Annotated in this window: 17 protein-coding genes; 3 read left to right on the forward strand and 14 right to left on the reverse strand. The window is 38.4% G+C overall.

Annotated features, from left to right (window positions below; translation table 11 throughout):
• Nucleotides 1-113: 113 nt before the first annotated feature.
• The 7 genes from C6Y03_RS01075 to C6Y03_RS01095 all read right to left on the reverse strand — a co-directional run bounded on the left by C6Y03_RS01075 (nucleotide 114) and on the right by C6Y03_RS01095 (nucleotide 3,866).
• On the reverse strand, nucleotides 114-1,157 hold the full coding sequence (locus C6Y03_RS01075; RefSeq protein WP_106038709.1) for a hypothetical protein: 1,044 nt from the start codon (nucleotides 1,155-1,157) through the stop codon (nucleotides 114-116).
• The gene (locus C6Y03_RS01080; protein WP_142393297.1) at nucleotides 1,132-1,455 is read right to left on the reverse strand and encodes a hypothetical protein; all 324 of its coding nucleotides are present in this window, start codon (nucleotides 1,453-1,455) and stop codon (nucleotides 1,132-1,134) included. Before C6Y03_RS01080 ends, C6Y03_RS01075 begins: the two co-directional genes overlap by 26 nt.
• Nucleotides 1,436-1,939 carry a hypothetical protein gene (locus C6Y03_RS01085; protein WP_106038711.1) on the reverse strand — a complete coding sequence of 168 codons (504 nt, stop codon included), beginning with the start codon at nucleotides 1,937-1,939 and terminating at the stop codon, nucleotides 1,436-1,438. Before C6Y03_RS01085 ends, C6Y03_RS01080 begins: the two co-directional genes overlap by 20 nt.
• 19 nt (nucleotides 1,940-1,958) lie before the next feature.
• Nucleotides 1,959-2,207 (reverse strand): hypothetical protein, encoded by a 249-nt coding sequence (locus C6Y03_RS01090; RefSeq protein WP_106038712.1) that lies wholly within the window; start codon nucleotides 2,205-2,207, stop codon nucleotides 1,959-1,961.
• Between the two features lie 19 nt (nucleotides 2,208-2,226).
• A complete protein-coding gene (locus C6Y03_RS19075; RefSeq protein WP_189318306.1) occupies nucleotides 2,227-2,379 on the reverse strand; it encodes a hypothetical protein in 153 nt (50 codons plus the stop codon).
• A 171-nt stretch (nucleotides 2,380-2,550) separates the two neighbouring features.
• Nucleotides 2,551-2,673, reverse strand: a complete 123-nt coding sequence (locus C6Y03_RS19460) for a hypothetical protein (RefSeq protein ID WP_262982388.1) — start codon at nucleotides 2,671-2,673, stop codon at nucleotides 2,551-2,553.
• Nucleotides 2,674-2,705: 32 nt separating this feature from the next.
• The gene (locus C6Y03_RS01095; protein ID WP_106038713.1) at nucleotides 2,706-3,866 is read right to left on the reverse strand and encodes an AimR family lysis-lysogeny pheromone receptor; all 1,161 of its coding nucleotides are present in this window, start codon (nucleotides 3,864-3,866) and stop codon (nucleotides 2,706-2,708) included.
• Nucleotides 3,867-4,080: 214 nt separating this feature from the next.
• Between C6Y03_RS01095 and C6Y03_RS01100 the strand changes: the two genes are divergently transcribed.
• Together C6Y03_RS01100 and C6Y03_RS01105 are read left to right on the forward strand one after the other, a co-directional pair.
• Entirely contained in the window at nucleotides 4,081-4,794 is a 714-nt protein-coding gene (locus C6Y03_RS01100) for a helix-turn-helix domain-containing protein (protein WP_106038714.1), read from the forward strand.
• Between the two features lie 141 nt (nucleotides 4,795-4,935).
• Nucleotides 4,936-6,090: a tyrosine-type recombinase/integrase gene (locus tag C6Y03_RS01105; RefSeq protein ID WP_106038715.1), complete on the forward strand. Its 1,155-nt coding sequence runs from the start codon at nucleotides 4,936-4,938 to the stop codon at nucleotides 6,088-6,090.
• A gap of 115 nt (nucleotides 6,091-6,205) precedes the next feature.
• On the opposite strand, the gene glnA is transcribed toward C6Y03_RS01105, so the two are convergent.
• The 5 genes from glnA to spoVK all read right to left on the reverse strand — a co-directional run bounded on the left by glnA (nucleotide 6,206) and on the right by spoVK (nucleotide 11,744).
• The gene (gene glnA, locus C6Y03_RS01110; RefSeq protein ID WP_106038716.1) at nucleotides 6,206-7,540 is read right to left on the reverse strand and encodes a type I glutamate--ammonia ligase; all 1,335 of its coding nucleotides are present in this window, start codon (nucleotides 7,538-7,540) and stop codon (nucleotides 6,206-6,208) included.
• Between the two features lie 59 nt (nucleotides 7,541-7,599).
• The gene (locus C6Y03_RS01115; RefSeq protein ID WP_106038717.1) at nucleotides 7,600-8,010 is read right to left on the reverse strand and encodes a MerR family transcriptional regulator; all 411 of its coding nucleotides are present in this window, start codon (nucleotides 8,008-8,010) and stop codon (nucleotides 7,600-7,602) included.
• Nucleotides 8,011-8,101: 91 nt separating this feature from the next.
• Nucleotides 8,102-9,382: a methionine gamma-lyase family protein gene (locus tag C6Y03_RS01120; protein ID WP_106038718.1), complete on the reverse strand. Its 1,281-nt coding sequence runs from the start codon at nucleotides 9,380-9,382 to the stop codon at nucleotides 8,102-8,104.
• Nucleotides 9,383-9,400: 18 nt separating this feature from the next.
• Nucleotides 9,401-10,663 carry a GTPase HflX gene (hflX, locus tag C6Y03_RS01125; RefSeq protein WP_060596368.1) on the reverse strand — a complete coding sequence of 421 codons (1,263 nt, stop codon included), beginning with the start codon at nucleotides 10,661-10,663 and terminating at the stop codon, nucleotides 9,401-9,403.
• A 121-nt stretch (nucleotides 10,664-10,784) separates the two neighbouring features.
• Nucleotides 10,785-11,744 carry a stage V sporulation protein K gene (gene spoVK / locus C6Y03_RS01130; RefSeq protein ID WP_034662129.1) on the reverse strand — a complete coding sequence of 320 codons (960 nt, stop codon included), beginning with the start codon at nucleotides 11,742-11,744 and terminating at the stop codon, nucleotides 10,785-10,787.
• A 320-nt stretch (nucleotides 11,745-12,064) separates the two neighbouring features.
• Between spoVK and C6Y03_RS01135 the strand changes: the two genes are divergently transcribed.
• Nucleotides 12,065-12,823, forward strand: coding sequence for an N-acetylmuramoyl-L-alanine amidase (locus C6Y03_RS01135; RefSeq protein ID WP_106030921.1), 759 nt, complete (start codon nucleotides 12,065-12,067; stop codon nucleotides 12,821-12,823).
• 67 nt (nucleotides 12,824-12,890) lie between these two features.
• Here C6Y03_RS01135 and C6Y03_RS01140 read toward each other — a convergent pair whose 3' ends face one another.
• A complete protein-coding gene (locus C6Y03_RS01140; RefSeq protein WP_106030920.1) occupies nucleotides 12,891-13,508 on the reverse strand; it encodes a hypothetical protein in 618 nt (205 codons plus the stop codon).
• Between the two features lie 84 nt (nucleotides 13,509-13,592).
• Nucleotides 13,593-14,573, reverse strand: coding sequence for a class 1b ribonucleoside-diphosphate reductase subunit beta (gene nrdF, locus C6Y03_RS01145; RefSeq protein WP_003212452.1), 981 nt, complete (start codon nucleotides 14,571-14,573; stop codon nucleotides 13,593-13,595).
• Between the last annotated feature and the right edge of the window lie 7 nt (nucleotides 14,574-14,580).

Here is a 14,580-nt window from a genome sequence, read left to right on the forward strand (position 1 = left end):
AGGTTTTGTTTTTCCTTTTAAAGAATGTTTTTCTCTAATATGTAAAGTGGAAAAATAACCATTTGAACATTTGAGCTTATATTTATATATATTGAGTTTAAACGGTCAAAATTTTATAGACTTGATGGGAAACTGTATTCAATATCAAAGTCCAAATGACTACGTTCTTCTAAATCAAGAATTTCTTGAGAGATAAGAGTAGCAGTATCCGCTATTACAATGTCGATCAACGTTTTAATGTCTTGAGGATACTTCCACTCTTTCCTAAATACTTTTTGTAACGTTCCATTTCCACTATGTCTTTTAGTGCCATTAACATTTAATTTGTAGCAAGCTTTTTTATTTAATTCACTCTTATAACGTAATCTATCCAACTTCGATAAAAGGTGATCCATTTCATCTTTTAGGTGTTCATCGTTCGGTGTAATACAGTATGCAGAATAATAGTATTCAATATTCCCAGTCTCTCTTAGTAGCTTTTTAGATTTCTTACTGAATGCATCCCAGTCTTTTGAAATTCTCAACTTTCTGAGATCCGTATAGCCTAGTGAAAGCATTACTTTTCTTTCACAAGCCAAGATTAAACGTTCTTCGTCTGGTGAAGCTATGCTATGTATTCCATTTTTACTTACTTTTGTTGTAGTGTTGTAAATGATTAATCTTTTATTTTGTAATGTCTTTAAAGCTGTTTCAATTGCACAGATGAATGAGATATTGGTTGTATCATAAAAATCTTTAACAGTCTCTTTTTCAATTCCAGCAAATTTTGATAAAGCTGTCTTTCTTTTAAAGCAATGACTATAGTTCAAATTCACAAGGTTAAGTTCTCTTAAAAGCTTACTTTTGCTGATTACCAGTTTTCCGCTATCTTTTTTCTGAGCTAACATATCGAGAATTAATACTTGCATGATGTCGCCATATACTGTGTTATTACCCTTTCGTTTCCTCTTTTCAAGAGGAGTTTCATAGACTTGGTCAATGATAATTGAATGCCCGATTTTGTTGTAAGTGCAGTATCTGTCAAGCTCTTTAAATTGTGCGTTTTTTGTGTTCGATGATTTTTTAACTTCGATGCCTAATTCTTGGCACATAACTTTATAATTTTTGAATTGTTTTCCTGGTTTTAAAATTTCAATTTTTATAATTATCGCTCCCATGCTTTTCAGTAATAATATCTATGTAATATCTCGCTGTCTTTCTGCAGCTGCTATCGCTATGTTCATCTGTTGCAATTTCGTACATGTACTTTATGTATTTCTCATCTAGCCCTAACTCCGCTAGAAAATCCGTGAACATTGCAATTTGATTCTCAAAGTGTTTTAACGCTTTGTTGGTGTTGTGCAAACCAATTTGAAGGGCATATTGATTATTCTGAAGGAACTGTATCTCAGCGTCCTTCTCGTCCTCAAATACTTGATCAGTGTAATAGTGGTTATTATTTTGCATGTAGGACAACAACTCTCCTTTCTTCGTCACAATCTAATTTGCATAAAAGAGTTGTTTTACCCACTTCTAGTTCCCTTATGTATTTCAACTTGCTGCTTTCAATTAAATCAATATGTATTGTCGCTTCAGGACAGTATTCACTCGAAACGATTAAAGAGTCACCTTCATCATTCCATTTAATTATGTTCATTCTGTGATATCCATCAGAAGTGAATGAGTTCATGCTTCTGATCATTACACCTATGTCTTTTCTTAAATTAGTCGTTGACTCTCTGTAGAGAATTTTTTTACACACACCTTTATTCATCCTATAAGGCATTTTGATGATCGCTGACTCGAAATAGTTTAATTTCACTAAATCAGCTACATATCCATTGGTGATCAGCAGAGCATTCAATTTGGGGTTATAATATGTATCGGTCTTTTTTAATTCTGTTGTGAACCCAAGATCCTCTGCCATGCTTGCGATAGCCATGCTTCTGAATTTACCCAATCGCTTCCTCCTTTCATTATTAAGATTTCTTGATCGTTAAAGATGAATTGCATCGGTTACATGTTATGACCATTTGTTCACCCTTCACATAAAGATCGCTTTCTGTAAAATCTTCTTCGCCTATTTCATCAATACCGCCAATTTCAGAATCGAATGATAGATGTATCTCATGATGGCCAAAATCATAATCAGAAAGTTCACTATGAAACTTCTGTTCTTTATTAAACTCCACTTCGTTTCCACACGTACAAGTTAGACTTAAAATCATTTCAATTTCTCCTTTTGTTTTATTTAAAATCTTTTGATGATGCGCCTTCACCTTGCTCAGATAACATACGAAGACTTTTATCATATTGCCTGTTTATGTATTTTGAAGCTTTCTTGATACATTCTTTTTTTTCTGATTCAACAGATGATTTTTCATTGTTATTTGGTTTCATTGAATCCTCCCTTTCCTCACCCATATTTTATCAACTTCGTCCAGAATCACTAATGTACGTGTCAATTAACTCTCCTTTTGTTTTAAGTTCATCAAATGGCGCGACGTCGCGCCATATATCAAAAAGGCAGGGATACAATCTCCCCACCTTTCTAATATGTAAAGCATTTAATTAAGCGCCATGACCAAATCCTGCTGTGCTGTAGTCAGAAGCAGTGTTAATTTGTGTACCTGTAGCAACACCTCCGAAGAAAATTGCAGCAGCTACAATAGTAAGTGCGAATACTTTTTTCATTCTTTCACCTCCCTTCAAGTGATCAATTCATTTTAAACTGCCAACGCTTCAAGGAGCACTTTATCTAATCCTAATTTCTCAAGCTCAAGCATCGGTAGATTAGTAGAGAATTTATCACCACTTAATTTAAAATGTTTAATTGACTTATAAAAATAACTCACTGAGCCATGCGCCAATCCTTTTAAATACATATGCATACCTAACTGATTGTCATCGTGTTTCTCGGCTTCTAGGGCTTCTAGAATTGATTTAGCGATTGACATTTCACCTTTGCGAATGTAGCTGTGGGCAACCTCTTGTCGGTCACTGATTTCCTCTGAATCAAGTTGTAACCATTTGTTTTCTTTGCCCCATAAATTCTCAAGAAAACACAAACTTCTTAATGCTTGGATTGATCTATCCCTGTTTTCAGTTGAATGTTCTAATGCAAAAAGAAAACACTTTTTACTTGAATCGTAGTCTGTAAACATTTGAGAGTTACCTTGTGCTAAATATGAATAGGCTGTAATTCTTCTTACATTGGAGTTGAGTATCCCGTAGCTTGAATAATAGCGTACTCGTTCCAGTTTGTTCTGTCTTAGTGAACAGTTGGCTAGAAGTAGCATCAATCGACTGTGGAATGATTGTTTAACATATGACTCTTCTAAAATTTCAATCACAACGTCTTCTGACAACGAATCAAGTCTGTTGAATTGGTTATTCCATAATGCGAAATACATCGGAATGATTCGACTGTAAACTTTCATCTCGTCTGTTTTTAATTTGAAACTACCTAGTAACCTGACCAAATCTTCAGAATTTACAAGGCCTTTTTCAGCATCTCTTTGTGCTTTGTAAGTCTTAGCCCACTCTAGACTTTTAATGTTAGCTGTGTTGTTAAGGATATTCTCGATGTGAGTATCAAGCTTTTCAATTTCAGCATTAACAGAAAAGTATTCTAACGCTTGTCTTGAGCATTGCTTTCCTGGATCGAGCGTTGGTATGTATTCACTCATCAGTTCCATTTCTCTGCCTGGATCAATTTCTTTAACAATATCTATGATGCTTTGAATATCAGATGTTTCCTTGCTAGGTTCGTTCAGAAATCGGTAAAAACCACTTCTATCGGTATATCCTGCTATCTTTGCCAATTTCATAGCCATTGAAGAATCGTCTTCACACTTGCTTTTGATGAATGCTTTTAATTTGCTCAATCCAATATCCCCCTAGTTATCTCTATATGAATTGTGATTTATCATTGTGGGTTATTCAGTTGTCAAAGAACGTGAGTTGATTCTTAACGATTTTCATAATTCAATTATAACTCAATGCTTCATAACAATCAATAAATTTTACGTTTTTTGCTTCATATGATGCATTTGATTATATTTGATTCATGTTATATAATTCGATATTGAGGTGAGAAATTTGAAAAGTGGTAATCATTTTTCCGAATTCCGAGATAATTTAGGTCAGTTCTTAAAAGTTAAAAGAGCATATCTCAATATAAGCTCTTCTGAATTGTCTAGAACTTTAGGGAAAAACAGATCGTATGTAAGTCAGATAGAAAACGGATACAACAAAAAGCCAGATTATATAACTATGCGAAAAATGTTTCGTATTCTAGGGCTACCCGAAGAAGAAATTAAACCAGCCTTAAAACATTTCAATATCAGCCCTTCTTTAGAAGAAGAAATTGAAATGCATTGGGAAGAAGAACAAGAAAGAAGAATCGAGGAGGAAAATCAAGAGGGTAAAAACAATCCTGACTATGTACCTGAGTATGTTTTAGACTATATTGAAGAACAAAAAAGCCATGAAGAAATTACTGTTGATAAAATAGATCGTATATCCGACAACTTAAAATCGGCTTTGGATTTGGGCTACTACGGATTTAATATCGCTGAGGGTTTATACAATTGTACCGAGGCCATGAAAAGCAAAAAAGAGTTCTTTTTATTCTTTGCTCATTTCTTTGAAGACATCAGTCCATACAATTTAGATGAGAAAGCATTATTGAGAGTCCTCAACACTTTAATCGAAGAGGAAAATCGAATTAATGAAGAAATGATTGCCTTTGGCAAACCACGCTTAAGAGAAAAAATTCGTTCTTTAGATACATCAGATGATATTTGGACCTAAATTTAATGTTTTTAAAGGAGGTGAATAGATGACATATTCTAACCGATTGATCTCATTACAAGCGAATTTATTATAGTAAATTACATAAGAGAGTTCATACAGGGCTCTCTATCATAATTAAAATCGAAAGGTGGCATTTTATTGGCAAGTTTCCGTAAAAGAGGTACGACATGGCAGTATAGAATTAAATATAAGGATCCTGTAACACAAGAAGTAGCAGAACTTTCTAAAGGTGGATTTAGTACAAAAAAAGAAGCACAAGTTGCAGCTTCAAAACATGAGGAATTGCTTAGAAGTGATGTTGAAGTTGGGGGTGGGGAAATATCTTTAAAGCATTTCCTTATTGAATGGTTGGAAGTGTACAAAAAAGGAAAAGTTGCAAAAAACACTTACAATATTCATCAAAGAAATGTTGAGAAAAAAATTCTCCCCTACTTCAAAGAGATTAAACTAAAAGACATTACGCCAATGAGATATCAAAAATTTATAAACACACTTGAAGAATCAGGCAAGTATAGCACAAGGACTATTGAGATCATACACGGTACTATGTATCATGCATTGTCAATGGCTGTTAGACCACTTAAGAAAATTTCATCAAACCCATGTGATGGAGTTGTATTGCCAAAAAAAAATCGAGCCAAGTCTAAACACAGTTTGGAGTATATCAACTCTGAGGATATTGGAAAGTTTCTAAAAATAGCTCGTCAGGACAACTATATCTATTACATCTTCTTTAAGACTTTGATTGAAACTGGAATGAGAAAAGGTGAAGCTGCTGCTCTTCAACGAAAAGATATTGATCTAAAGAATCGAACAATAACCATAAACAAATCACTAGACTTCCAAAGAGATCCTGGTGAAGAAGTATTCGGAAATACAAAAACATATCACTCGGAACGGACAATTAAGATTACTGAGTCTTTTGCAAAGGAACTTCACTCTCACATAAATTGGATCAACGATAATAAAATGGTCTTTAATGAAATATACGATCATGATCTAGATCTTGTTTTCTGCAGAGAAAAAGGAGATCCTTTACCAAAGTCCTCCCTCTTCAATGCTCTAAAAAGAATTTTAAAAAAGGCTGAAATAGAAAATATCCCAATCCATGGACTAAGACATACTCATGCCGTTCTTCTGTTAGAAGCTGGCCAAAGTATGAAGTTCATCCAAGAAAGATTGGGACATAAAAACATAAGCATAACTTCTGACGTATATGCTCATATAAGTGAAAAACTCGAAAATAAATCTGTGGACAGTTTCGAGAATTACATCAACTCAATCCTGAGTTGAAATTTTTTGTTGAATTTGGTGGTCAAAAAGTGGTCAAACCAATTTTCGGTTGTGGTCACTATGAATTTGACCACCAAATTCTTTTCCAAAACCCTTTTAAATCAACGTTTCATTATTAATACTGAGACATATACTGATCGCGTTCCCATGGGTGAACTTGGGTGCGGAACATATCCCATTCGATTTCTTTTGATTCGATGAAGTGTTCGAATAGGTGATCGCCTAGTGCGTTGATCATGACTTCGTTTGATTTCAGTAACTCAAGTGCTTCTGCAAGTGTTGCAGGTAGGTCAGAGATGCCGTTTTCAAGGCGCTCTTCTTTGTCCATGACATAAATGTTTCTGTCGATTGGTGCTGGTGCGTCTAGTTTATTTTTGATTCCGTCAAGACCTGCTGCAAGTAATACGCTTAGTGCAAGGTATGGGTTTGCAGATGGGTCAACGCTGCGCACTTCTACACGTGTGCTAATGCCGCGTGATGCAGGGATACGGATCAATGGACTGCGGTTTTGTGCACTCCATGCAACGTAGCAAGGTGCTTCATAACCAGGTACAAGACGCTTGTAAGAGTTAACCGTTGGGTTTGTGACCGCTGTGAAGCTTGTTGCGTGCTTGACGATACCTGCGATAAAGTGTTTAGCAGTCTCGCTTAATTGTAAATCTGCTTTTTCATCAAAGAATGCGTTTTTGCCATTTTTGAATAATGATAGGTTACAGTGCATACCAGAACCGTTTACACCGAACAATGGTTTTGGCATGAATGTCGCATGAAGACCGTGCTTTCTCGCAATCGTTTTGACAACGAGTTTGAACGTTTGAATGTCATCACAAGAACGGATAGCGCCAGCATATTTGAAATCAATTTCATGCTGTCCAGGTGCTACTTCGTGGTGAGATGCTTCAATTTCAAAGCCCATTTCTTCAAGCTCAAGCACGATATCACGGCGGCAGTTTTCGCCTAGATCTGTTGGTGCAAGGTCAAAGTATCCGCCTTTATCGTTTAGTTCAAGCGTTGGTTCGCCTTTTTCATCTAATTTAAATAAGAAGAATTCTGGCTCAGGCCCAAGGTTGAAATCACTAAATCCTAGTTCTTCCATTTCCTTTAAGACACGCTTTAAGTTATTACGTGGATCTCCATCAAATGGCGTCCCGTCCGGCTTGTAAATGTCACAAATAAAGCGTGCAACTTTACCTTTTTCTGCTGTCCAAGGGAAAATAACAAATGTGTTGAGATCTGGGTATAGATACATATCTGATTCTTCAATACGTACGAAGCCTTCAATAGATGAACCGTCAAACATACATTTGTTATCGAGAGCTTTTTCTAACTGGCTCACAGGAATTTCAACATTTTTAATCGTTCCGAGAATGTCTGTAAATTGCAGACGAATGTACTTTACGTTTTCCTCATTTACTAATTTTACGATATCTTCTCTTGTGTATTTTGCCATTTCGTAAAACTCCTCCCCTACAAAAGGTAAAATTGTATAGCAATGCTTTTGCTAATTCGTTAACGGAAGAACCTTGACATGTCTCCCTGCCTAAAGGTCGTTCCTTGTTGGAAACGTCCAGCCTGAATGAGTTCCTTCTTCAGTAGCTTCCTGAGTTCATCATCTGTCAAGTTGTGCTTGGCTGTGGTTTTCTCCTCGGTCTTTGTGTCAGACGCTGGATGTTCTGCCTCAGCTTTGGCAAAAAGTTTTTTGATTCCTGCCATGTTTACACCTTGTTCGATGAGGTTTTTAATTTCTAGTAATTTATCAACATCATGGAAAGAAAATAATCGGCGATTCCCATCACTTCTTGCTGGAAATACTAACCCATTTTCCTCATAATAGCGAATTTGTCTTGCAGATAATTCTGTTAGCTGCATGACAATCCCAATTGGGAATAAAGGCATTGAGCGGCGAATGTTATCACTCATCTCAACTGTCTCCTCCTCTTTGCTTAAATTTATTATATGTCATGTTATATTATGTGTCAACGAAATGTTAGGAATATTAACATGTATTTTTTTATCGAGCAGGTATGTCGATAAAACCTTGTTCCAATAAGGCATCTACAGCACTGCAAATCGCATTTTTCACATGGGCATACGTGAGTCCGCCTTGAACGTAGGCTGTATAAGGCGGTCTGATCGGTCCATCGGCTGACAATTCGATGCTAGCTCCTTGGACGAAGGTGCCCGCTGCCATGATGACATCATCCTCGTAGCCCGGCATATAGCTCGCATGCGGTGTGACGTGACTGTTGATCGGAGATGCATATTGAATCGCCTGGCAGAACGCAATCATTTTGTTAGGATCGCCAAATTCGACTGATTGAATCAAATCCGTTCTTTTCGCATTCCACGCTGGGTTCGTTTGGAACCCGAGCTTCTCAAGAAAACGAGCCGTGAACACTGCGCCCTTTAAGCTTTGCGCCACAACATGCGGTGCTAAGAAAAATCCTTGATACATTTCCTGGAGCGCATACAGCGATGCACCCGCTTCACTGCCGATGCCCGGAGATGTCATTCGATAAGAGCAAGCTTCTACCCATTTTTCTTTTCCAACGATGTAGCCGCCTGTTTTGGCAAGGCCGCCGCCTGGGTTTTTAATGAGAGAACCTGCCATAAGATCCGCTCCCACATGACATGGTTCTTGTAATTCAGTAAATTCACCATAACAGTTGTCCACAAACACAATGATTTCTTCATTGATCTCTTTTACAAATGAGATCATTTGCTCGATTTCTTCTATTGTAAAGGAGGGTCTTGACGCATAGCCTTTCGAACGCTGAATGCCGATCATTTTTGTTTTAGAGGAGATTGACTCTTTTACTTTGTCATAATCGACGGATCCATCTTGTCTTAAATCAATGGCCTTGTAATCAATCTGGAAATCTTTTAATGAGCCTGTCCCTTCTTTGCCGCGGATCCCTACAATTTCTTCTAGCGTATCGTATGGTTTTCCTGTCATATAGATCAATTCATCGCCAGGTCTCAGCACACCAAATAACGCAATGGAAATCGCATGTGTGCCGGAAATGATCTGCGGACGCACAAGGCCGCTTTCTCCTCCGAAGACATCTGCGTAGATCTTTTCTAACGTGTCTCTTCCCATATCATCATAGCCATATCCAGTTGTCGGGTTAAAGTGAGAGTCACTGACTTTATGCTTTCGGTAGCTTTCAAGCACCCGCCACTCATTTTGTTCGCTCTTTTGATCAATTTGCTGATGCATGTGTAAAATGTCTTGTTCTGTTTCTGCTGCTACTTTTTCTAAAATACTGCCGTGTTTTAATGTATGAAACATCTTGATTTAATTCCTTTCTTACAACATATACTTCTTGATTTGACCTAATATGGTCTGCTCCTCACCACTAAACCCGGTGATGTCATAAAGTTCTGCTTCTTTTTGAAATTCTAGTGATTCCACGAGGGTTTCTGATTTTAATGCGGAGATGAGCTTTCCTTCATAAGCTGGAATCTTCACATGATATGGCTTTAAAAAGGTTTTTTTCAGTTCAGCCATGATATCCGCTTTTAACCGTTTCACATCTTCTTCGCGTCTCGCACTGATTAACAGATGACGATGCTTTGAAGATGGGATGAAATCTGGTCTGATTTGATCTTCTTTGTTATAAACCGTCAGCATCGGAATACGGTCTGCGTCTAGTTCTTCTAATAGCTCATGAACCGTCCGTTCGTGACCTTCGTAATCCTCATTAGAAGAATCGATGACGTGAAGCAAATAATCAGCTTCCTTCACTTCTTCAAGAGTGGAACGAAATGCCGCAATCAGTGTTGTTGGAAGGTCTTGGATAAAGCCAACAGTATCTGAAATCAGCACACTGTAGCCAGATGCTAATGTCATCTTACGTGTCATTGGATCAAGCGTCGCAAACAGCAGATCCTCTTCATGACTATCTGCTTCTGTTAATTGATTAAACAAAGTAGATTTTCCGGCATTCGTATATCCGACAATGGCAATTTGGAACACCCCATTTTTCTTCCGGCGTTCCCGGTATCTTGTACGGTGTTCTTTGACTGTAGATAATTGCCCGTTAATTTCGTGAATGCGGTTTCGAATATGGCGTCTATCTGTTTCAAGTTTTGTTTCACCTGGACCTCTTGCGCCAATTCCGCCTCCTTGTCTTGAGAGGCTAATCCCTTGTCCACTTAGTCTTGGCAAGGCATACTGAAGCTGGGCAAGCTCTATTTGCAGCTTCCCCTCTCTTGTACGAGCCCTTTTTGCAAAGATGTCTAAAATCAATTGTGTACGATCAATAATTTTCACATCTAAGGCAGTTGCCAAAGCTTTTAGCTGACTTGGAGACAGTTCGTCATTAAAAATAATGACATCACATTCGAATTCCTCGCAAAGCACTTCAAGCTCTTCTACTTTGCCTTTACCGATATATGTTGCGCTGTCTTGTCTATTTCTCTTTTGCGTCATCACGCTGACAGCTTCACCGCCAGCTGTTTTGGTTAAGGAAGCTAATTCTTCCATTGAGTATTGAAAGCGTTCATCCGTGACATGCGGCAATTGACAGCCGACAAGGATCGCTTTTTCTGTCATTTCATGTTCATTCAACGTCAGTTGTTTCCTTTCTGTACTTAAGTTTTCAGTAGTACCATCATACCAAACACATCACACGTATACCACTATTCGGATGGTTTATTTTAGTATCTCTTTATAAAAAGGATACGCCATTTTAAGTAGGCGTATCCTCTTTCATTTGCAGATCGTGACTTTTAATGGTGAGCAAATCTTTTTTATCATAATGATCCACAAGCAGAAGTCTCATCGCTTGGGTTCGAATGGCCTTTTCAATCGTGTTTCGCACAAACCGGCCGTTACTGAATTTTGCAGGGCTTGTGGTGCTTTTAATGTGCATTAAATAATCTCGCAGCTTCCATTCAGCTTCTTGCGTAAATATATATTCTCTGTCAGCCATCATTCGTTTGGCAATGTCCATGAGCTGATCGACAGTATAATCAGGAAAGCTGATATTGATTGGAAATCTTGATTGCAGGCCGGGGTTTAATGATAGAAAATGATCCATTTCCTTGGAGTAGCCAGCAAGAATGAGAATGAATTCGTGCTGTTTGTCCTCCATATGTTTTACTAGGGTATCAATCGCTTCTTTCCCAAAATCCTTTTCTCCTCCGCGGGCAAGAGAATAGGCTTCGTCAATGAACAAAATGCCACCTAGTGATTTTTTAATTAACTCCCTTGTTTTTTGCGCAGTATGACCAATGTACTCTCCGACAAGATCTCCGCGTTCCGCTTCAATTAAGTGCCCCTTTGAGAGGACATTCATTTCAAAGAAAAGCTTCCCGACAAGCCTTGCAACCGTTGTTTTCCCTGTGCCTGGATTCCCTTTGAACATCATATGAAGCGCTTGTTTCCCTACTTTCAACCCTTGTTCCTGCCTTTTTTGATTGACAAAAATCCAAGCATAAATCTCTTTTATGTTTCGTTTCATTTCATCCATACCGACAAGGCTGTTCATTTCACGCTCTATTTCCCGTAAGATGCTGTGTTTTGCCTCATTTTTCTGCAAGGCTTCTAGGTATTCTGCCTCTGAATCTGCATCAACCAATACTTGCTTTTGTCCGTTAAGTATAATATTGATTTGGCCGTTGTTTTTATATGTGACAGCTCGCTCCAACGTATTCACCTCTCGCTCTTCTCTCTTTATTCTATTCGGGTGGAGCTGTAATCGTGACAATCGCCCGCTTAAGCCCAAGTTTGCTGTCAAAATGACCCGAGATACCGGATATTGTAGGGATTTCTGCGGTTTCCCAGGAAATGATGTGCTATTTCCATTGTATTCATCCAATTTAGGCGGACAAACCAACAATTTGCTTTTTCTTAGAAAAATGTAGCTTTCTCATCACAAATTATGCAGAAAAGAGTCTCAATGATTTCCGCATTTTGTACAGGCAATTCTTCTATTTTCTCATAAAATAAAGACGAGGTGATGAATAGATGGTGAAGATTTTTATTGATCCTGGCCACGGAGGAACAGATTCTGGAGCTGCTGCTAATGGACTTTTGGAGAAAAACATCACACTTCAAATCGCGCTTTTACTGAGAGATATCATGATTAGTGAATATGATGGGGTTTCCGTCCGCTTAAGTCGTTCAATTGACCAATCCGTCACTTTGTCCCAGCGTACAAATGCGGCAAACAGCTGGGGAGCTGACTATTTCGTGTCTATTCATGTTAATGCAGGCGGGGGCACAGGTTTTGAAAGCTTTGTGTATCCTGGCGTTTCAGCACCGACCACCACGTATCGCAATGCCCTTCATGATGAAATTGTTCGCTCGGTGGATTTTGCCAACCGCGGCAAGAAAACAGCGAACTTCCACGTTCTTCGAGAAACTTCTATGCCCGCTATTTTAACAGAGAATGGTTTCATCGATACGACAGCTGATGCCAATAAGCTCCGCAACGCGACCTTCCTTCAAGGCATCGCTCGCGCTCATGCCACTGGATTAGAGAAAGCCTTTCAGCTGAAAAAAAAAGCAGGTAATCTTTATAAAGTACAGGCTGGGGCTTTCAAGGTGAAAGCCAATGCAGATGAATTAGCAGCCACACTTAAATCCAAAGGCTTTGACGCCTTCGTTGTATTAGAAGGCGGTATGTTCCGAGTGCAAGCTGGGGCTTTCCGCACAAAGCAAAATGCGGATGAGCTCGTCGCAAGATTAAAGCAGGCCGGTCACGACGCATTCGTTTTCCAATAAGCTGAAGCTGTTATAACGAAACAAACCGGCTCAAGTCTGCTGCTGAGCCGGTTTGTTATTGATTCATTTATGCTAAAATGTTCACGACAAATTGAGACCATGTTTCAAGTCGATCGAAGTATTCAGGCTTTTTCAAATCGGATGCTTTCATCCATTTTCCTGAGATTTGATCTGTTTCTTTTACTTCCACATGAGCACCTGGAGATAGTTCAAGCGCTGATAACAGGCCAATGTGCACACGGCCGACACTGTTGTCATCATCATTAATTAATCCAAGGGTTTTCACCTCAAGTTTGTCTTCTTCTTGAATAGAAAGTTCCTCGTCTAGTTCACGATCCGTATTTTCTTTTAGAATTTCAGCAAAGTTTTTTCCTTCGATAAAATTCATGTGACCACCAAAGCCAAGAGATAACTTATGATGCAATCGAGTCTCTCCCCCGCCTTGAAGCCTTTCATATACATACACTTCGTCCTCACGCTTAATCACGACATAAGGAATCGGCTGCTTGAAGTCAGGATTTTCTTCCGCATCGCCTCTGCGCATCTGCTTGAAGTGCTCTTCGATTTCTTTCATAATGGTGTTGATTGTTTTCTCTTCACTATTCACACCATTAAACGCAAGCGTTTCGTTTTGGAACACGCGTGCGCGCGGTGCAACTAGTATGATTTCATCCATTTTTCCCATGTTCGGTAACCTCCAGTATGTAACGCATTGTATGAAATGGCAAAAAGCCAAAACGAGTGATGCGTTTTGACTTTTACGCCTTACTTATGATTCATCTCCAAAGAAGAAGTCGTCATCTTTTAACGGCTCAACCGTCGCTTTTTTGTAGCCGTTCCCTTTCATTGAGAAGAAGTCATGCGATTTTGTTTTTGTATTGAGTCCGTTCAATACAATTGGATTGATCTCTTCTTCTTCAAAGTAAGGGGCAAATCCAAGGTTCATTAACGCTTTATTGGCATTGTAACGAATGAACTTTTTCACATCATGCGATAAATTGACTTGGTCATATATATCTTCCGTGTAATGAAGTTCATTTTCATAAAGCTCGTTCAAGAGGTCAATTGAGAAATCGTATAGCTCTTTTTGCACGTCAGGTGTTTGTTTGTTGTAAATTTCTTGTGCTAATAATCCAACGTATACACCATGAATCGCTTCATCACGCAAAATCAAGTTGATGATTTCACCACTTTGCATGAGCTTTCCTTGTCCATAGAAATAAAGCGGGTAGTAAAAACCACTGTAAAATAGGAAGCTTTCTAAATAAACAGAAGCAACCATTGCTTTAAAGAGGGAAATCGGATCGTCCTTTTGAATCGAACGGTATAAACTGACAATCATATCTGCTTTCTTTTGCAAGAATTTATTTTTCTTGACCCATTCAAACACTTCACTGATCGTTTCAGTTGGTGCGAGTGTCATGAAGATATTTGAGTATGATTTCGCGTGTACCGCATTTTCCATCATCGCCATAAAGTTTAATACCGCTTTACGCTGATGGCCTTCTACATGTTCAGCCACAATCGGCATCCCTGTATTTCCTTGTTCTGTATCAAGTAAAGTCAGGCCAGCAAGTACCTTCATGTACGTATCTCGCTCTTTTTCACCTAAATATTTCCATGTTAAGAGATCCCCGTTTAAGGAAATCTCTTCAGGAAGCCAGAACTGCTTCACATTTTGGTTGTAAAACATTTGTGTAAAATCGTCTTCGTGTTTTGACCAGTTGGCTGCATCATAAATTTTTGTCACGTTAAAC

Origin of the sequence: Bacillus sp. LNXM65, assembly GCF_002998575.1 — a bacterium.
GTDB lineage: Bacteria > Bacillota > Bacilli > Bacillales > Bacillaceae > Bacillus.

Bases quoted from the DNA above. Each gene is read 5' to 3' on its own strand.
- C6Y03_RS01075 (WP_106038709.1), bottom strand. From the start codon at position 1,157: ATGGGAGCGATAATTATAAAAATTGAAATTTTAAAACCAGGAAAACAA.
- C6Y03_RS01090 (WP_106038712.1), bottom strand. From the start codon at position 2,207: ATGATTTTAAGTCTAACTTGTACGTGTGGAAACGAAGTGGAGTTTAAT.
- C6Y03_RS19075 (WP_189318306.1), bottom strand. From the start codon at position 2,379: ATGAAACCAAATAACAATGAAAAATCATCTGTTGAATCAGAAAAAAAA.
- C6Y03_RS19460 (WP_262982388.1), bottom strand. From the start codon at position 2,673: ATGAAAAAAGTATTCGCACTTACTATTGTAGCTGCTGCAATTTTCTTC.
- glnA (WP_106038716.1), bottom strand. From the start codon at position 7,540: ATGGCAAAATACACAAGAGAAGATATCGTAAAATTAGTAAATGAGGAA.
- C6Y03_RS01115 (WP_106038717.1), bottom strand. From the start codon at position 8,010: ATGAGTGATAACATTCGCCGCTCAATGCCTTTATTCCCAATTGGGATT.
- C6Y03_RS01120 (WP_106038718.1), bottom strand. From the start codon at position 9,382: ATGTTTCATACATTAAAACACGGCAGTATTTTAGAAAAAGTAGCAGCA.
- C6Y03_RS01135 (WP_106030921.1), top strand. From the start codon at position 12,065: ATGGTGAAGATTTTTATTGATCCTGGCCACGGAGGAACAGATTCTGGA.
- C6Y03_RS01140 (WP_106030920.1), bottom strand. From the start codon at position 13,508: ATGGGAAAAATGGATGAAATCATACTAGTTGCACCGCGCGCACGCGTG.